Annotated in this window: 14 protein-coding genes and 2 tRNA genes; 2 read left to right on the top strand and 14 right to left on the bottom strand. The window is 66.4% G+C overall.

The features are described 5' to 3' along the window. Positions 1-15 precede the first annotated feature (15 nt). From NVS83_RS18960 to NVS83_RS18900, 13 genes are all read right to left on the bottom strand, one after another. Complete coding sequence (locus NVS83_RS18960) at positions 16-774, bottom strand: metallophosphoesterase family protein (RefSeq protein ID WP_258740708.1); 759 nt, start codon at positions 772-774, stop codon at positions 16-18. 141 nt (positions 775-915) lie between these two features. Then, positions 916-2,172 carry an outer membrane beta-barrel protein gene (locus NVS83_RS18955; protein WP_258740707.1) on the bottom strand — a complete coding sequence of 419 codons (1,257 nt, stop codon included), beginning with the start codon at positions 2,170-2,172 and terminating at the stop codon, positions 916-918. A 44-nt stretch (positions 2,173-2,216) separates the two neighbouring features. Further along, positions 2,217-2,840, bottom strand: a complete 624-nt coding sequence (locus NVS83_RS18950) for a hypothetical protein (RefSeq protein WP_258740706.1) — start codon at positions 2,838-2,840, stop codon at positions 2,217-2,219. Between the two features lie 341 nt (positions 2,841-3,181). Further along, entirely contained in the window at positions 3,182-3,928 is a 747-nt protein-coding gene (locus NVS83_RS18945; RefSeq protein ID WP_258740704.1) for an ATP12 family chaperone protein, read from the bottom strand. Next, positions 3,918-4,658, bottom strand: a complete 741-nt coding sequence (locus NVS83_RS18940) for an HAD-IA family hydrolase (RefSeq protein WP_258740703.1) — start codon at positions 4,656-4,658, stop codon at positions 3,918-3,920. Before NVS83_RS18940 ends, NVS83_RS18945 begins: the two co-directional genes overlap by 11 nt. 55 nt (positions 4,659-4,713) lie before the next feature. After that, positions 4,714-4,789: transfer RNA gene (locus NVS83_RS18935), tRNA-Val, on the bottom strand. Positions 4,790-5,192: 403 nt separating this feature from the next. Beyond that, positions 5,193-5,471, bottom strand: coding sequence for an HU family DNA-binding protein (locus NVS83_RS18930; RefSeq protein ID WP_258733312.1), 279 nt, complete (start codon positions 5,469-5,471; stop codon positions 5,193-5,195). A gap of 298 nt (positions 5,472-5,769) precedes the next feature. Further along, the gene (lon, locus tag NVS83_RS18925) at positions 5,770-8,199 is read right to left on the bottom strand and encodes an endopeptidase La (protein WP_258740702.1); all 2,430 of its coding nucleotides are present in this window, start codon (positions 8,197-8,199) and stop codon (positions 5,770-5,772) included. 267 nt (positions 8,200-8,466) lie between these two features. Next, a complete protein-coding gene (clpX, locus tag NVS83_RS18920) occupies positions 8,467-9,741 on the bottom strand; it encodes an ATP-dependent Clp protease ATP-binding subunit ClpX (protein ID WP_258733256.1) in 1,275 nt (424 codons plus the stop codon). Between the two features lie 374 nt (positions 9,742-10,115). Further along, complete coding sequence (gene clpP / locus NVS83_RS18915) at positions 10,116-10,748, bottom strand: ATP-dependent Clp endopeptidase proteolytic subunit ClpP (RefSeq protein WP_258733257.1); 633 nt, start codon at positions 10,746-10,748, stop codon at positions 10,116-10,118. Positions 10,749-11,028: 280 nt separating this feature from the next. Continuing rightward, on the bottom strand, positions 11,029-12,408 hold the full coding sequence (gene tig / locus NVS83_RS18910; protein WP_258740700.1) for a trigger factor: 1,380 nt from the start codon (positions 12,406-12,408) through the stop codon (positions 11,029-11,031). A 129-nt stretch (positions 12,409-12,537) separates the two neighbouring features. Beyond that, positions 12,538-12,622, bottom strand: a tRNA-Leu gene (locus NVS83_RS18905). A 192-nt stretch (positions 12,623-12,814) separates the two neighbouring features. Beyond that, positions 12,815-14,293 carry an NAD(P)H-hydrate dehydratase gene (locus tag NVS83_RS18900; RefSeq protein ID WP_258740699.1) on the bottom strand — a complete coding sequence of 493 codons (1,479 nt, stop codon included), beginning with the start codon at positions 14,291-14,293 and terminating at the stop codon, positions 12,815-12,817. Positions 14,294-14,636: 343 nt separating this feature from the next. Between NVS83_RS18900 and NVS83_RS18895 the strand changes: the two genes are divergently transcribed. Together NVS83_RS18895 and glnA are read left to right on the top strand one after the other, a co-directional pair. Continuing rightward, positions 14,637-14,975: a P-II family nitrogen regulator gene (locus NVS83_RS18895; protein ID WP_163076591.1), complete on the top strand. Its 339-nt coding sequence runs from the start codon at positions 14,637-14,639 to the stop codon at positions 14,973-14,975. A gap of 132 nt (positions 14,976-15,107) precedes the next feature. Continuing rightward, positions 15,108-16,517, top strand: coding sequence for a type I glutamate--ammonia ligase (glnA, locus tag NVS83_RS18890; protein WP_258740698.1), 1,410 nt, complete (start codon positions 15,108-15,110; stop codon positions 16,515-16,517). 56 nt (positions 16,518-16,573) lie between these two features. Here glnA and NVS83_RS18885 read toward each other — a convergent pair whose 3' ends face one another. After that, on the bottom strand, positions 16,574-17,752 hold the full coding sequence (locus NVS83_RS18885) for a GGDEF domain-containing protein (RefSeq protein WP_258740697.1): 1,179 nt from the start codon (positions 17,750-17,752) through the stop codon (positions 16,574-16,576). Positions 17,753-17,880 lie beyond the last annotated feature (128 nt).

Below are 17,880 nucleotides of genomic sequence, written 5' to 3'. Positions count from 1 at the left end.
TGGACCGCACGGGGCTCATGTGTGAATCACCTGCACCTGATCGGCTTCAAGTATCACACATGACAGGCGGTTGGTCAGATAGGCGCCGGTATCGACATTGATGCGATTGGGCAGGATTTCCGGTTCCATCTGCGGCGTGTGGCCGTGGACGATGCGCTTGCCGTGGTCGGAGCGCGAATCGAGGAACACGTCGCGGATCCACATCAGGTCCTCGGGCGATTGCTGCTCGAGTGCCACGCCGGGGCGTACCCCCGCATGGCAGAAGAAATAGTCACCGACCTCCACATGAGTGGGAAGGCCGCGCAGGAAGGCGAGATGCGAGGCCGGCATCGCCTCGGTGATCGCCGGGCCGAGTTCGTCCAGCCGCCCGCTCGCCGTGAAGTCGCGCGCGCTCAGACCGTAGGAAAACAGCGTCTCCACCCCGCCATTGGCGAGCCAGACCTCCCAGTCGAGCTGGCCGTCCAGCGCCGCGAGGAGCATGGCTTCGTGGTTGCCGGTCAGGCAGGTCCAGCCCTGCTCTTCCTGCCCGGCGCGCACGGCCTCGATCACCTCGCGGCTCTCCGTGCCGCGATCGATATAGTCGCCGAGGAAGACGAGCCGGCTCTGAGTGCGCTGAGGGTCCGTGGCGGAACGGTGCTGCTCGATCCGCTCCAGCAGCAGCCGAAGGAGATCGAACCGGCCATGGACATCGCCGATGGCGTAGACGCGCTGGCCCTCGGGGATGCGGAACGCTGTGCTCCGCGCCGCCGATTTGCGAGAGCGGGAAAAGAACATGCCTAACCTGGCCACTACCGGCTCGCGAGGCTTCCCGTATCGGAAGCATATGCATCAAGCATGGGGCAACACGGCTTAAAATAGAACTCCCCGCCGCAGCGGGGAGTTCACATCTCGGTAAAAATCGACGACGGCGGATCGTCAGTAAGTCAGCGTGATGCCGGCCGTCACGACGCTGCGGTTGTAGTCCTCAGCACCGTTGATGTTGTCGAAGTTCGTATCGAAGTCCGTGTAGCTGTAGTTCAGCGTCGCCGTGGCGTAACGGTTGATCAGATAACGAAGCTCGGCACCCATGAAGTAGGTATCGTCGTTACGAGGATACTCTTCATAGTCCTGGTTCTGGTAGTTGAACCAGCCGGACAGCACGATGTTGCGGCGGAGCTCGTAGTCGAGGCGCACGCCGACTTCGTTGCTGGTGACGGCCGAACCCATGATCCCGTCATAGATGTAGTTCGAGGTCAGGACCTCCTGCAGCGCGGTGAAGGTCACCGTCGCCAGCGGCGAGACGAACCAGTTGAGGTCCGCGCCGTAGGTCACGCCCGAGGCGCCGTTCAGGTAGCCGTTGTCCGTCGACCAGTCGCGATAGCCGACATAGGCTTCGCCGCGCAGCAGGCGGGAGGGCTCGAACTTCAGGCCGGTCACGACGTCGTATTCCTCGGCGTCGTAGTTCACGTCCTGCATGTCGTACCAGTAGTAGCTGCCGCCGACGAACCAGCTCGTGAGCGGGCTGATGTCGTAGCCGACACGCCCGGACACCTGGTAGGTCTGACCGTCGCGGTAGCTCTGGTCGGTGGGTGCGCCGTCCAGGAAATTGTCGTAGTCGCGATCCCGGAAGTCGAACGTACCCGTGGTCCAGAGCCGGTTGAACTCCTTGCGGAAGCCGACGCCGGCGGTCGTGCGGTCATAGGGCAGCGGCGAGGTGAGGCCCGTATTGGTCTCGTCGTCGCCGGGCAGCTCGTTCAGATGCGCGTAACGGGCATAGCCCATCAGCTCGAAGTCCTGCGTGACGTCGAGACGCCCGCGCGAGCCCAGCGACCAGTTCTGATAGTCGGCATCGCTATAGCTGGCGTAGCTTCCGCTCTGGAAGTAGCCGTCGAACGACAGGAAATGGCGCAGCCAGTCCGACTTCAGTTCGAAGGCCGGCCGCACGGTGAGCACAGCGTCATCCTTCACGTTCGTGCCCGACGCGGTGATGTTGCTGTCGTAGCCGCCCGCCAGATACAGCGACGGCAGGAAGATGAAGGAACCGACGGGAACCCCCACCGGGTCGTACCCTTCGGGCTTACGGTCGGCCACCGGCGCCATGGACGGATCGACCTCGACCGCCGCACGTGAAGACGCGGGATAATCCGCTGCCAACGCCACGCTGGCGAAGGGTGCAATTACTAGACTCGACACGGCTCCGAGAGCCGCAAGGCGCCCCTTTTTCATGCCCCCCAACCTCACGTATTCGGACTGATATTGCCGGTCTCATCCTTCTGGATGAAGGTGGTTACCACCTCGACCACGGCATCTTCCGACGTCAGAACCGTCGGCGCCAAGGCGCCGCCCTCATTGCTGAGCGCCGAATTGAAATTCGTCGCGAAGTCCGACCCGCGCGACACGTCGGCCGAGGCGAACGCCTGGTTGACCGACTCCAGCGCCGCCTGCGAGACGGGAGACGTCCCCGACGTCTGCTGCCATACCGCAACCTGGATCGCGACGCCGGTGGCCAGCGACGCCGTAAGGCTCGAATTCGCGGCCACGCCAGGCACCCCGCCCTTGCTGGCGTCGATGATCGCCCCGGTGATTTCCTGGGCAAGAGAAGGATTGTTAGCCAGCAGGCTGGCGATCGCATCGGCGAGCTGCGCGCCGGTGGCGCCCGAGCTCACGGCCGCCTGAACCAGGGCCGCAACCTGGCTCTGCGCCCAGTCCGCGCCCGCACCGGCCGGCGCCGTCGTGTTCGCGATCGACTGCATGGTCGCCGGCTGCGCTTTGACCGGCGTGACGATCGAAACGCTCGTCATCGCCACCAAAGCGCCGACACCGGCCGCCAAGGCAGCCCTACGCAGAGCCTTGCTTCTCATGATCGCCCCACCTGCCACATATTATCTGCAAGAGAACGATACCACAGCCACCCTCTGATACTAGTGCAAGAATGTCACACGACGGGCGACCCATACGTAAATGTCAGGTACATCTTACCTCCCGGACTCGCTTTGGCGGCCCGTGAAGGTCGGCAGAAATGAAAATCTACTTCGAAATCCAAGATAATCCGGCTCGGACCCCGTGCATTTGATCCGGATCATACATGACTGTCGCTGACTGTCCGCAAATGTTTCTCGATTAACACTTCGTTAAACGCACACGCGGGCGAGCGAGACGTAGATTAGATTAAATTCCGCCACAGTGAAATACTAGAAGACTATCAGTTGGCAAGCAGCCGAAGGTAGAATGATGCGGAGGCGAAATCCTGATAGCGCATTTCGCGACGCAACATTGCTTCCCTGTCGGTACCCCATGCCTCCTCCTGAGTCAGCTCATCTATATGCGCAGCCTGCCACGCCGCTTCGGGACTTAGGTAGCCGCGCCAGACGGCAAGCGCGATCAGGGCCGATCCACTCAATGTTGTCATGAGGTTAAGCGCAGCGAGTCGCAGGGAATCGGTCGGCAGCGCGCGCGCAATCGCTTCGATCGACGATTCGGGCTGGTCGACGAAACGGATGCCCTCGCTCAGCACGAACACCGCGGCAAACTCATCGCGTGCCCAGGCTAGCAAAGGGTCCCAGTGCTCCGCCTGCCGCGCCACCAGCCGCGCCGGCCCCTCGGCGCGGTAGCAGATGAGATCACTCCCCGCATACCGCACGATCTCGGCGGCCACCGCCTCGCGCGCGGCCTCCACACCGTCCAGCGCGGAATTGGTTAGCCGCGTCAGCGGCATGCTCAGCGGGTTGATGAGTTCCCCCTGCGCCGCCCATTCGCCGGCAAGCGCCTCCGCGAGCGGCCGGCTCGGCACGGCGAGGAGATTGCGACCGGGCGTGCGCACCGGCCGGCCGTCCAGTTCCACCCGATACATGCCCTCCCCCGCATCCGCGACACCGGCCTCCTTGTAGAAGCGCTTCGGCAGCGGCCGCTCGCCCGGCGGCGGAGCGCCGCGCGGCGTTTCACCGCTCATCGGCCGTCTCCGCGCGCTCGGTCCGATCCTCAGCGGAAGCCGGCAACGGCGACACGAGGCGCAGGCTGTCGGCCCACAGCTCGTCCATCGCCGCGAGCAGGGTTTCGGAATCGGACACCAGCCGCTCGGCGCCGGAGGAGCGCAGCATCTCCGGGGCGTGATAGCCCCAGGTCACGCCGACGGCGCGGGCGCCGGCCGCGCGGGCCATCACCATGTCGAAGCTGGTATCGCCGATCAGCACCGTGTCCAGCGGCGCCGCGCCGACCGCCGCCATCGCCTGCTGCACCATGGCCGGGTGCGGCTTCGAGGGCGCGTCGTCCGCGGTCTGTATGGTCACGAAGCGGCCCTGAAGCCCGTGATGGCTCAGCACCGCCGCGACGCCTCGCTGCGACTTCCCCGTGGCGATGCCCAGCACCACGTCGTCGCGCGCGGCAAGATGGTCCAGAACGCGGCGCACGCCGGGGAACAGCGGCTCGGCGAAGTCCGGCTCGGCGCGCAATTCATGGAAGGCCTCGCGATAGAGCTGGGCCAGCCGCTCGGCGGGAAATTGCGGATCCTCTCCGCCCAGCCGGCGCATGGCCTCCAGCAGCGACAGGCCGACGATGCCGAGCAGCGCCTCGCGCGGCGGCAGCGTCAGGTCCGCACGCGCGAAGGCGCGGGTCATAGCGGCGACGATCACATTCTGGCTGTCGACCAGCGTTCCGTCGCAATCGAACAAGGCGAGTTTCACGATCTACCCATCCGGCCCGGCGGCGCGAGGCCGCCTGCAACAAGGACAATGCCGGTGGTGGGCGGTGACGGGCTCGAACCGCCGACCCTCTCGGTGTAAACGAGATGCTCTACCAACTGAGCTAACCGCCCGAAGCACACCGCCCGCGCCACATGCCGCGGGCTCCGGCGAGACGTCGCGCCCGCCCCCTATCGTCGGGAGCGACGCGTCCGCCATAAAGCATCAGTGTGAGGAGGCTTCAAGACCCGAGGCGCCAATGCGGCCCCGGCCTGCCTGCCGGTGCCGGCTCGCCCGGCATCCGGTCCTCGTCCCCTTCCCGCCTTGTCCCGGTCCTGCGAAGCGGACGGGGCGGCGGGCTTCGGGACGGTCCGGACGGCCGTGCCGTCCGGAGAACGTACCGCCGTCGCGGGGGCGAGAGGGTCTGTGCGACCTGCTCTCACCTGCGGCACACCGGGCACCGGCCCCGAAGGCGCCCGTCTCGCTGAGACGGCGCCCCGGCCCGTGCTGCGTGCCGGCCCGCGACTGGAAATCGCGTCAGCCGTTCACGACTTCCTTGAGGCCCTTGCCGGGCGTGAACTTCGGGGCCTTCGAAGCCTCGATCTTGACCGGCTTGCCGGTGCGCGGGTTGCGACCCTCGCGCGCGGCGCGCGTCACGACCGAGAAGCTGCCGAAACCGATGAGCTTCACTTCCTCGCCCGCCTTCAGAGACGCGGCAATGGCGTCGAAGGTGGCGTCGACCGCAGCCGCGGCGGCAGCCTTGGTCAGCTTGGCCTGCTCGGCCACGGCGGCGACGAGTTCATTCTTCGTGGTCATCTGACCGGTCCTTCCCTTGATTGCACAAGAATCGTCGGTTGCATGCATCGACGACGGGCGCGACCCTTTCTCCAAATTGCGGCGAATGCAAGCGCCATAGGCCAGAAACCCGCACGAATACACGATTTTCAGGCTGTTTCCGGTATCAAGGGGCCGTCGCGGGCTGGCATGCCAGCGCCCGGATTTTAGGCGTCCGCGACTTTCCGTTGCAGGATTGTCATGGCCCGGGTGCAAAATGGAAGCGGCGGCGCCCTTCCGGACGCCGCCGCTCGCCATTCTCATCGTGCCCGGAAGAGGCTCAGTGAGCGGCCACGCCGCTCCCCTCGTCCCGCCCGATCACCGTGTCCGGCGCCGAGATCGCCTTCTCCTCCCACACGATGGGCTCGGGCTGGCGCGTCAGCGCGTGGTGCAGCACCTCGTCCATGCGGGAGACCGGTACGATCTCCAGGGCGTTCTTCACGTTGTCCGGGATTTCCGCCAGGTCCTTGGCGTTCTCCTCGGGGATCAGCACCTGCTTGATGCCCGCGCGCAGCGCCGCGAGCAGCTTCTCCTTCAGCCCGCCGATCGGCAGCACCCGGCCCCGCAGCGTGACCTCGCCGGTCATGGCGACGTCGCGCCGGATCGGGATGCCGGTCAGCACCGAGGTCAGCACGGTCGCCATCGCGACGCCGGCGGACGGGCCGTCCTTCGGGGTCGCGCCCTCGGGCACGTGGACATGGATGTCCCGACGGTCAAAGAGCGGCGGCTCGATGCCGAAATCGAGCGCGCGCGAGCGGACATAGGACGCCGCCGCCGAGATCGATTCCTTCATCACGTCGCGCAGATTGCCGGTGACGGTCATCTTGCCCTTGCCGGGCATCATGACGCCTTCGATGGTCAGGATCTCGCCGCCGACTTCCGTCCAGGCAAGACCGGTGACCACGCCGACCTGGTCCTCCGCCTCGGCTTCGCCGTAGCGGAATCTCGGGGCGCCGAGATAGTCCTCGAGCTGCTTGACCGTCACCTTCACCGACTTGCGCTTGGTGAGGATGAGGTCCTTCACCGCCTTGCGCGCAAGGTTGGAGATCTCGCGCTCGAGATTGCGCACGCCCGCTTCCCGCGTGTAGCGGCGGATCAGGGTGAGCAGCGCCTCGTCGTCGATCGACCACTCCTTGACCTGCAGCCCGTGCTTGGTGAGCGCGGACGGGATCAGGTGGCGGCGGGCGATCTCGACCTTCTCGTCCTCCGTGTAGCCGGCGATGCGGATCACTTCCATGCGGTCCAGAAGGGCCGGCGGAATGTTCAGCGTATTCGCCGTGGTCACGAACATCACGTTCGAGAGGTCGTAGTCGACCTCCAGATAGTGGTCCGCAAAGGTCGAGTTCTGCTCGGGGTCAAGCACCTCCAGCAGGGCCGAGGACGGGTCGCCGCGGAAGTCCATGCCCATCTTGTCGATCTCGTCGAGCAGGAACAGCGGGTTGGACTTCTTGGCCTTGCGCATCGACTGGATGACCTTGCCGGGCATCGAGCCGATATAGGTGCGCCGGTGGCCGCGGATCTCCGCCTCGTCGCGCACGCCGCCGAGCGAGACGCGCACGAACTCGCGCCCGGTCGCCTTGGCGATGGACTTGGCGAGCGAGGTCTTGCCCACGCCCGGAGGGCCGACGAGGCACAGGATCGGGCCCGTCAGCTTGTTCTGCCGGCTCTGCACCGCGAGATACTCGACGATGCGGTCCTTCACCTTGTCGAGGCCGAAATGCTCGGAATCGAGGATACCCTGAGCATAGGGAAGATCCTTCTTCACCTTGCTCTTGTTGCTCCACGGGATTGAGAGCAGCCAGTCGAGATAGTTGCGAACCACCGTCGCCTCGGCCGACATGGGCGACATCTGCCGGAGCTTCTTGAGCTCGTGCGTCGCCTTCTCGCGCGCCTCCTTGGAGAGCTTGACGGTCTTGATGCGCTCCTCCAGCTCGGCGAGCTCGTCGCGGCCGTCCTCGCCGTCGCCCAGCTCCTTCTGGATCGCCTTCATCTGCTCGTTGAGGTAGTACTCGCGCTGCGTCTTCTCCATCTGCCGCTTGACGCGGGTACGGATGCGCTTCTCCACCTGGAGCACCGAGATCTCGGACTCCATCAGCGAGAGCACCTTCTCGAGGCGCGCGGTGACCTTCAGGATCTCCAGCACCGCCTGCTTCTCGGGGATCTTCACCGCGAGATGCGAGGCGACGGTGTCGGCCAGCTTCGAGTGGTCCTCGATCTGGGTGACGACGCCGACCACCTCGGGCGACACCTTCTTGTTCAGCTTCACATAGGAATCGAACTCGGCGAGCACCGAGCGGCCCAGCGCCTCGGCCTCGACCTTGGAGCCGATATCCTCCTCGAGCGCCACCGCCTCGGCCTCATAGAGGTCGGTGCGGTCGGTGTAGTGGTCGACCTTGGCGCGCGAGATGCCCTCGACCAGCACCTTCACGGTGCCGTCGGGCAGCTTGAGCAGCTGGAGGACCGAGGCGAGCGTGCCGATCTTGTAGATCGAGTCGGTCGCCGGATCGTCGTCGGAGGCGTTCTCCTGCGTCGCCAGCAGGATGAAGGTGTCGTTGCGCATCACCTCTTCGAGGGCGCGGATCGACTTCTCCCGGCCAACGAACAGCGGGACGATCATGTGCGGGAAGACCACGATGTCGCGCAGCGGAAGGACGGGAAAGGTCTGCGCGACGCCGGGCGCAAGCGCGGTGCGAGGCTTGGAGCTCGTCATGGCTCTTTCCTTTCTATGGGCGGGCGGCCGTTCCCGCCGTCCCGAAGGGCGCGCAGGGGTACGGACCGTGCCGCAAAGCGGCCGGAACGCGAACGAAGATCGCTGTGCAGGAGCGGTGCGAACCGGGTTGGGCTCGTCTTGGCGGAGCACGTCGATGCGGTCGTGGACCGGAGGTCTCGGCTCAGATGGCGACGGCACCCGGCCCCGTCAAGGGAGCCGGTCGAGGCCCCGGCCGGATGTCCGGCCGGGTTATGCTGTAGCGCGCCCTCAGGCACTCGCGCCCGCATCGCCGGTAGCCGCGCGGTCCGCATAGATATAGAGCGGACGCGCGTTCTGCTCGACGACCTCCTTGGAGATGACCACCTCCTCGACCCCTTCCAGGCCCGGCAGGTCGTACATCGTGTCGAGCAGGATACCCTCCATGATCGAGCGCAGGCCGCGCGCGCCGGTCTTGCGCTCGATGGCCTTGCGGGCGATGGCGCCGAGCGCCTCCTCATGGATGGTCAGCTCGACGTTCTCCATCTCGAACAGGCGCTGGTACTGCTTGACCAGCGCGTTCTTGGGCTCGGCGAGAATCTTCTTAAGCGCCGCCTCGTCGAGGTCCTCGAGCGTGGCGATCACCGGCAGGCGGCCGATGAATTCGGGGATCAGCCCGTACTTCAGCAGGTCCTCGGGCTCCACCTCGCGGAACACCTCGCCGGGACGGCGGTCCTCCGGGGCGTGGACGACCGCGCCGAAGCCGATCGAGGTGCCCTTGCCGCGCGAGGAGATGATCTTGTCGAGCCCGGCGAAGGCGCCGCCGCAGATGAACAGGATGTTGGTCGTGTCCACCTGCAGGAACTCCTGCTGGGGATGCTTGCGCCCGCCCTGCGGCGGCACGGAGGCGACGGTGCCTTCCATGATCTTCAGCAGCGCCTGCTGCACGCCCTCGCCCGACACGTCCCGCGTGATGGACGGGTTGTCGGACTTGCGGCTGATCTTGTCGATCTCGTCGATATAGACGATGCCGCGCTGGGCGCGCTCGACATTGTAGTCCGCCGACTGCAGCAGCTTGAGGATGATGTTCTCGACATCCTCGCCGACATAGCCCGCCTCGGTCAGCGTCGTCGCGTCCGCCATGGTGAAGGGCACGTCGAGGATGCGGGCGAGAGTCTGCGCGAGCAGCGTCTTGCCTGAACCGGTCGGCCCGATCAGCAGGATGTTCGACTTCGCCAGCTCGACGTCGCCGGCATGCTTGGTCGCGTGGTTGAGCCTCTTGTAGTGGTTGTGCACCGCCACCGAGAGCACACGCTTGGCATGGAACTGGCCGATCACGTAATCGTCCAGCACCTTGCAGATTTCCTTGGGGGTGGGTATCCCGTCACGCGACTTCACCAGCGAGGACTTGTTCTCCTCGCGAATGATGTCCATGCACAGCTCGACGCATTCATCGCAGATGAACACGGTAGGTCCCGCGATAAGTTTGCGGACCTCGTGCTGGCTCTTGCCGCAGAACGAGCAATACAGAGTATTCTTGCTGTCGCCGCCGCCAACCTTGCTCATGCGTCTCTCCGTCCGCTCAGCGGGCCGGGCACTGCCCGTACCGCCCCAGTCTCGAAGGCCGCCGCGGGCCTCCGAAGGGGGAGAAACGCGACGGCGCCTTGGCCGTCAAAAGGAAGCGACTTAAGGCTTCGACCGTTCAGCGCTAGCCAAGCACGCTAGAAGCAGCCCGATCAAGACGGCATTCACGCCATCCCCGACTTCGGCGGTCCTTACCGCCCCGGCCGGCACCTCGTCACACCTCCCGGCGACACTTCATCCGTTCGTCATGCAAGCGCGATACCGCGATGCATGCAAGTCCGCCACGCATCCGATGGCGGGTCCCGCCGTGATATAGGAAGCCGACGTGGCTTCCGAAACACTAAGCCTAATCCCCATCAGGGCTTCGCAGGGGCCTCGTCGGGACGCTTGTCGATCACATTGTCGATAAGTCCGAAGGACTTGGCAGCCTCGGACGTCATGAAGTTATCGCGCTCGAGCGCATCTTCCACCGCCTGCAGCGACTGGCCGGTGTGCTTCACGTAAATCTCATTGAGCCGCTTCTTGAGGCTCAGGATCTCCTGCGCGTGCAGCATGATGTCCGTCACCTGGCCCTGGAAGCCGCCCGAGGGCTGGTGCACCATGATTCGCGCGTTCGGCAGCGCGAAGCGCATGTCCTTTTCGCCGGCGGTCAGCAGCAGCGAGCCCATCGAGGCCGCCTGGCCGATGCACAGCGTCGACACGGCCGGCTTGATGAACTGCATGGTGTCGTAGATCGCCAGGCCCGACGTCACCACCCCGCCCGGCGAGTTGATGTACATCGAGATCTCCTTCTTGGGGTTCTCGGCCTCGAGGAACAGAAGCTGTGCGACCATCAGCGTCGCCATGCCGTCCTCGACCGCCCCGGTCAGGAAGATGATGCGCTCCTTCAGGAGGCGCGAATAAATGTCGTAGGAGCGCTCGCCGCGGTTGGTCTGCTCGACCACCATCGGGACGAGATAGTTCATGTAGGTATCGATAGGGTCACGCATATTCCGCTCCTGAGCGGGCCGGCGAGAGGCGCCGTCCGCGAATCCATCTCTTCCAACATAAGCGGAAAGTCCGTTCCCGCTAGAGTTCGCCTGCCATCCAGCGATCTGGATAGCCCAATCATGGCCGGCGTGCGACCGGGCGGGTCGCCGCGCCCCGCGCAAATCGCGCCCGCACGTAACGCAAAAGGGGCCAGCGCGCGCCGACCCCTCCCGCTTTCGATGTGCCGGCCCGCCTCGCGTGCGGGCCTCGAGCAGAGCGCGCCGAACAGGTCGCGCCCGCTCAGGCCTTGTCGGCCTCGTCCTTGCCAGCTTCGGCCTTGTCGGCCTCGTCCTCGGCGTAGAGCTCCTCGCGGGTCACGGGAACTTCCTTCACCTTGGCGAGCTCGAGCAGGAAGTCGACGACCTTCTCCTCGAAGATCGGCGCACGCAGGCTGGCGAGCGCCTGGGCGTTCTTGCGGTAGAACTCCCACACCTGCTGCTCCTGGCCGGGGAACTGGCGGGCGCGCTCGACGACGGCGCGGGTCACCTCGTCGTCGCTGACCTGGATGTCGTTCTTCTCGCCGATCTCCGCCAGCACGAGGCCGAGCCGCACGCGGCGCTTGGCGATGTTCTCGTAGTCGGCGCGGGCGGCCTCCTGGGTCGTGCCCTCGTCCTCGAAGGTGCGCTTCTGCTGCTCCATCTCGGAGGTCACGGAGCCCCAGATGCCCTCGAATTCCTGCTCGGCGAGGGTCGGGGGCACGTCGAACTGGTGCATCGTGTCCAGCACGTCGAGCAGCTTGCGCTTCACCTTGGCGCGGCTCTGCGCGTTGTGCTCCTGGGCGATGCGGCTCTTCACCTGCTCCTTGAGCGCGTCGAGGCTGTCCATGCCGAGCGTCTTGGCGAACTCGTCGTCGAGTTTCACCTCGCCCGGGGCCTCGACGGTCTTGGCGGTCACCTCGAACGAGGCCGCCTTGCCGGCGAGATTGGCCGCCTGGTAGTTCTCGGGGAAGGTCACGTTGACGGTGCGGGTCTCGTCGGCCTTGATCCCGACGAGCTGCTCCTCGAAGCCCGGAATGAAGGTGTTCGAGCCGATCACGACCGGGATGTCCTCGCCCGAGCCGCCCTCGAACTTCTCGCCGTCGATGGTGCCGACGAAGGCGACGGTGACGCGGTCGCCGTTCTCGGCCGCGCCTTCCTTCGCCGAATAGGGACGGTTGCCCTCGGCGATGCGGTTGACCATCTCGTCGACCTCGGCGTCGGTGACGGCGAGCACCGGCTTGTCGAGCTCGATCGACTTGAAGTCGCCCAGTTCGATGCTCGGCAGCACCTCGAGGCCGACCGTGTAGGACAGGTCCGCCTTGCCCTCGAGCACCTCGTTCACCGCGCCCTCATCCTGCGGCAGCTCGATCTTGGGCTGGAGCGCCAGCTTGAAGCCGTGCTCCTCGACGATCTGGCCGTTGGCCTCGTTCACGGCCTGGTCGATCACCTCGGCCAGCACCGACTTGCCGTACATGCGCTTGAGATGGGCGACCGGCACCTTGCCGGGCCGGAACCCGTTGAGGCGGACCTTGTCCTTCATCTCGTTCAGGCGCTCGTTCGCCTTGGCGTCGAGTTCGGCGGCCGGCAGCACCACGCGGTATTCGCGCTTCAGACCTTCGGCGAGGAGTTCGGTGACCTGCATGTTCTATCGGCCTTCGTCTTGGTCCCCGGAGTCGGGGGTCTCGAAATGGGTGTGCGAGGCACGTGGCTGCTGCGCCGCGAACCCTCGTCGGTGCGAATTCGGTCGGGAGGCTGCGGACGCTCGGAAGCCTGGTGCGGGCGGAGGGTTTCGAACCCCCACGACTTTCGTCACGGGAACCTAAATCCCGCGCGTCTACCAGTTCCGCCACGCCCGCGGACGTGCCTTCGTCTCCGCCACCGCCCGGAAGCACCGCCGGAAGGATCGCAAAGACGCACGGACACGCGCACCTGCGAGGGTGCCGCCTGCCGGGTGCGGGCTTATAGCACGGCGATGCCGCAGCGCCAGCCCTAAAAGCGGCCGATCCGGCCGCGAGCCGGCGCCCGCTCGCGCAGCTTTGAGCGAAGCCTTACAGGCGCTGGAAAAGCCGGCGGTAGACCAGTCTCAGCGCGTCGATCAGATCGTCGGCGACGAGGCCCGGCCCGGCCTCCTGCGCCGCCTCGCCATGCACCCACACGCCCGCGCACGCGGCCTCGAAGGCGGGCATGCCCTGTGAGAGCAGGCCGCCGACGATTCCCGACAGCACGTCCCCCGCCCCCGCGGTCGCCAGCCAGGGCGGCGCGTTGGCCGCGACCGCCGCCCGCCCGTCCGGCGCCGCCACCACCGTATCCGGCCCCTTCAGCACCACGACGATGCCGAGCCGGCGCGCCGCCGCGCGCACGCGCTCGATCTTCGAGGGCGGCGAGAGCACCTCGTCATGCCCGGCGAACAGCTTGGCGAACTCCCCGTCATGGGGCGTGGCGACCGCCGCCGGCGAGCGGCTCATGGCGCGTGCCAGCTCGTCCGGCGCGCCGGCGAAGCTGCTGATGAGATCGGCATCGATGACGAGGCGCCGGTCGGCGCAGGCCCGCAGCCTGTCGCGCGCGCCCTGCCCCACCCCGACGCCCGGCCCGATGACGACCGTCGCGAGCCGCCGGTCGGCGAGCAGATGCGCCAGCCCGTCCGCATCCTCGACCGGCCGCACCATGATCGCCGAGAGATTGGCCGCATGGATCGCCAGCGCCGCCGCCGGGCAGGCGACGGTGACCAGCCCCGCCCCCGCCCGCAGCGCAGCCCGGGCGGCAAGCCGCGTCGCGCCCGTGGCCTGCGCCGGCCCGGAGACGGCGACCAGATGGCCGCGTGAATATTTGTGCCCCTCGGCCCGCGGCACCGGGAAGCCGGCGCCCCACAGCTCCGGCACGTTCTCGAACGCCTGCGGGCGGATGACATCGAGCGTCGCCGGCCCGATGCCGATATCGGCGACGGTCAGCTCGCCGCAGTGCAGCCGCCCGGGCATCAGCAGGTGCCCCGGCTTGGCGCGGAAGAAGGTGACGCTCCAGTGCGCCCGCACCGCCGCGCCGCGCACCGCGCCGCTCGCGCCGTCGATGCCGGAGGGAAGGTCCACCGCGACGACCGGCAGCGACGCGGCGTTCAGCCTTTCGACCAGCTCGCGCGCCGCGCCGTCGAGGTCACGGGCGAGGCCCGCCCCGAACAGCGCGTCGATGACGAGGTCCACCGGCTCCAGCGAGGCCTCGGCCGCCGCCTCCACCGGCCCACTCCAGCGCCCCGCCATCAGCGCGGCGTCGCCCTTCAGCGCCCCGCGCGCGCCGAGCAGCGCCACCCGCACGCGGTATCCCATCCCCGCCATGAGACGCGCCGCGACGAAGCCGTCGCCGCCATTGTTGCCCGGCCCGCACAGCACCAGCACCCGGCTGCCGACGGCCGCATGGCGGCCCGCCACCCGCGCCACGGCGGCGCCAGCACGCTCCATCAGCCGCTCGCCCGGCACCCCGCCCGCGATCGTCAGCGCATCGGCACGCCCCATCTCGTCGGGGGTGAGAAGTTCCATGGCGCGATCCCTTCGGAGAGCAGCTGGCGGCGGTGTCACGTTAGGCGAAAGCCCAGCCTCGGGCGAGCTTGCGCCGCCCTGTGCGCGGCATTTGGCAACCTTTGCCTAATATGCGCGCTGCTCCGGCCGCCGGCGCGCATCATTTTCTGCATATAAATTATGCATTTCGCCTATATATTAATCAAACGATGAAATTATCCGGTGGGCTCCCCGGGACTGTTACTCGCAACGGCCGGATATGCCGCTATTTTCCCGTCTACCCGACGTTTGGCATGGGTTCTGCTTGCTGGCGGTCCGGCTCGACCGGGTGTCGCGGAACGTCGGGCCAGGGAGACGAGATGACATGAAGAAGATTGAGGCCATCATCAAACCCTTCAAGCTGGACGAGGTGAAGGAGGCGCTGCAGGAAGTTGGCCTGCAGGGGATCACGGTCACCGAGGCCAAGGGTTTTGGCCGTCAGAAGGGTCACACCGAGCTGTACCGCGGCGCGGAGTACGTGGTCGATTTTCTGCCCAAGGTGAAGATCGAGGTCGTGGTCGGCGACGATATGGTGGAGACCGCCATCGACGCCATCCGCCGTGCCGCCCAGACCGGCCGGATCGGCGACGGCAAGATTTTTGTCTCGAACATCGAAGAAGCCATTCGCATTCGTACCGGCGAGTCGGGCGTCGACGCCATCTGACGGCACGCGTAATATGATTGGGCCGACAGGACGCGCCGCATCGCGAACGATGCGGCGCGCATCGTTGTTCGACCATCGCACGCGCCTCGCTGTCCGCAGCGCGTTACGGTATTCAAAAGAGGTACGGATATAATGACGACGGCCAAGGATGTAATGAAGCTTATTAAGGACAACGACGTGAAATACGTCGACCTGCGCTTCACCGATCCGCGCGGCAAGTGGCAGCATGTGACCTTCGACATTACGATGGTCGATGACGACTTCTTTGCCGAAGGTCAGGCGTTCGACGGCTCGTCCATCGCCGGCTGGAAGGCGATCAACGAGTCCGACATGCACCTCCAGCCGGATCTCGAGTCCGCCTGCATCGATCCTTTCTTCTCCGAGACCACGCTCGTCGTCGTCTGCGACGTGCTCGAGCCGACCACCGGCGAGCCCTATGGGCGCGACCCGCGCGGCATCGCAAAGAAGGCCGAGGCCTACCTCAAGTCCACCGGCATCGGCGACACCGTCTATTTCGGGCCCGAGGCCGAGTTCTTCATCTTCGATGACGTCCGCTTCAAGACCGACCCGTACAACACCGGCTTCAAGCTGGATTCGGTCGAGCTGCCGAGCAACACCGACACCGACTATGAGGGCGGCAATCTCGGCCACCACGTGAAGACCAAGGGCGGCTACTTCCCCGTCCCGCCGGTCGACAGCGGCCAGGACATGCGCGGCGAGATGCTGGCGGCCATGGCCCGCATGGGCGCCAAGGTCGAGAAGCACCACCACGAGGTGGCCTCCGCCCAGCACGAGCTCGGCCTCAAGTTCACCACCCTGGTGACGATGGCCGACCACCTGCAGATCTACAAGTACTGCATCCACCAGGTGGCGAACGTCTACGGCAAGACCGCGACCTTCATGCCCAAGCCCGTCTTCGGCGACAACGGCTCGGGCATGCACGTCCACCAGTCGATCTGGAAGGGCGGCAAGCCGACCTTCGCCGGCAACAAATATGCCGACCTCAGCCAGGAATGCCTGTGGTACATCGGCGGCATCATCAAGCACGCCAAGTCGCTCAACGCCTTCACCAACCCGCTCACCAACTCCTACAAGCGTCTGGTGCCGGGCTATGAGGCGCCGGTGCTGCTGGCCTATTCCTCGCGCAACCGTTCGGCCTCGTGCCGCATCCCCTACACCACCTCGCCCAAGGCGAAGCGCGTCGAGACCCGCTTCCCGGACCCCGGCGCGAACCCCTATCTCGCCTTCTCGGCGCTGCTGATGGCCGGCCTCGACGGCATCACCAACAAGATCGATCCCGGCCCGGCCATGGACAAGGACCTGTACGATCTGCCGCCGCGCGAGCTGAAGAAGATCCCGACCGTGTGCGCCTCGCTGCGCGAGGCCCTCGCCTCGCTCGACAAGGACCGCGAGTACCTGAAGAAGGGCGGCGTCTTCGACGACGACTTCATCAACTCCTATATCGAGCTGAAGATGACCGAAGTGGCGCGCTTCGAAATGACGCCGCACCCGGTCGAGTTCGAGATGTACTACTCGGTCTGATCGTCCGCGATCGCCGTGACCATCGGAAGGGGCGCCTCAGGGCGCCCCTTTTCGTTTCACGCCGCCCCTGCCGCCGTGCCGGGCGAGGAGCGGAACGCCTCGCCGGTCTCGATCCGGTTCCGCCCGGCCGCCTTGGCGCCGTAGAGCGCGCGGTCGGCCTGCGCGATCAGGTCCTGAAGTCCGGTCTCGATCTGGTCGGCACTGGCATCGGCAGGCAGCACGGCGACGGCGAGGCCGATGCTGACCGTGCCGACCAGCAGGCCCGCCCCGTCGGTCAGCCCCAGCTTCGAGCTCGCCTCGGCGAAGGCGCCCTGCACCCGGGCGGCAACCTCGCGCGCCCGCACGAGATCCGCGCCCGGCAGCACCGCGGCGAACTCCTCGCCGCCGATCCGTGCCACCACGTCGCTCTGGCGCAGACGCTCGTGCAGCACATCGGCGAACAGCGCCAGCAGCCGGTCGCCCGCGGCATGGCCGAAGCGGTCATTGACCTGCTTGAAGCGGTCGAGGTCGCACACCATCGCCGCGCACGGCCCGCCCGCCATCGCCGCCGAGAGCGAGCGCTCGAGAAAGCCGCGCCGGTTGAGCGCGCCGGTGAGCGGGTCGAGCAGCGCCGCGCTCTTGTAGATGAGCTCGGAACGCTCGCGCACCATCAGCACCAGGATGAAGCAGATGAACATCGCCATCGCCACGCCCACCATGCCGAGCCACGCCATGGAGGGGTCGGTGAACAGCAGCACCTGCCCGCCCGAGACCTGGCTCGGGGCGAAGATGATGCGCCCGAGATTGACCAGCAGCGCCACCGAGAGCAGCCCGACCAGCGTCTGCCGCGGCTTCGAGGCGAGCGCACGCCGGCGCGCGAGCTGCACGATGCTGAGGACCAGCAGCACGCTTATCATGGTCGAGATCACGATGACGCGGTCGACCATGGAGTCGCTGAGCGGCGGGAACTGGACCAGCACCACCCAGGCGAGCGGCGCGATCAGCGCATAGACCGTGCGGGGCGCCCTTCGGTCGAAACTGCGCGTGCCGGTCCACAGCAGGCCGTAGGCGCCCAGCAGCGCCGCATTGGCGAGCTCGACCGACATGAAGGCCGGGATCTGCCCGCGCATCGCTCCGCCGAACAGCCCGTAGGCCACCAGCACGAACGCCACCGCCCACTGCGCCAGCGCCGGCTCGCCCGGCGTCAGCCAGCGCACATAGAGCATGGCGCTGGCGAGCAGGAGGGAGATCGCCATCAGGACCGCCCAGAGCGTCCATGGATCGAGCATGTTGGGGCTACACGTCCATATTCCAGCGTCGGCACTCTAGCCGGTTCTTCATGGGCCGGAAACCGAGCGGATTCAACCGGAAGCATACATATCCG

It is taken from the genome of Ancylobacter mangrovi, assembly GCF_024752335.1.
Taxonomy (GTDB): Bacteria; Pseudomonadota; Alphaproteobacteria; order Rhizobiales; family Xanthobacteraceae; genus Ancylobacter; species Ancylobacter mangrovi.
The sequence above is the reverse complement of the archived record's forward strand: the minus strand, read 5'-3'. Positions and strand labels throughout refer to the sequence as shown.

Coding starts and splice junctions, on each gene's coding strand:
- NVS83_RS18960 (WP_258740708.1), bottom strand. CDS start 774: ATGTTCTTTTCCCGCTCTCGCAAATCGGCGGCGCGGAGCACAGCGTTC.
- NVS83_RS18950 (WP_258740706.1), bottom strand. CDS start 2,840: ATGAGAAGCAAGGCTCTGCGTAGGGCTGCCTTGGCGGCCGGTGTCGGC.
- NVS83_RS18945 (WP_258740704.1), bottom strand. CDS start 3,928: ATGAGCGGTGAAACGCCGCGCGGCGCTCCGCCGCCGGGCGAGCGGCCG.
- NVS83_RS18930 (WP_258733312.1), bottom strand. CDS start 5,471: ATGACCACGAAGAATGAACTCGTCGCCGCCGTGGCCGAGCAGGCCAAG.
- lon (WP_258740702.1), bottom strand. CDS start 8,199: ATGACGAGCTCCAAGCCTCGCACCGCGCTTGCGCCCGGCGTCGCGCAG.
- clpX (WP_258733256.1), bottom strand. CDS start 9,741: ATGAGCAAGGTTGGCGGCGGCGACAGCAAGAATACTCTGTATTGCTCG.
- clpP (WP_258733257.1), bottom strand. CDS start 10,748: ATGCGTGACCCTATCGATACCTACATGAACTATCTCGTCCCGATGGTG.
- tig (WP_258740700.1), bottom strand. CDS start 12,408: ATGCAGGTCACCGAACTCCTCGCCGAAGGTCTGAAGCGCGAATACCGC.
- NVS83_RS18900 (WP_258740699.1), bottom strand. CDS start 14,293: ATGGAACTTCTCACCCCCGACGAGATGGGGCGTGCCGATGCGCTGACG.
- NVS83_RS18895 (WP_163076591.1), top strand. CDS start 14,637: ATGAAGAAGATTGAGGCCATCATCAAACCCTTCAAGCTGGACGAGGTG.
- glnA (WP_258740698.1), top strand. CDS start 15,108: ATGACGACGGCCAAGGATGTAATGAAGCTTATTAAGGACAACGACGTG.
- NVS83_RS18885 (WP_258740697.1), bottom strand. CDS start 17,752: ATGGCGATCTCCCTCCTGCTCGCCAGCGCCATGCTCTATGTGCGCTGG.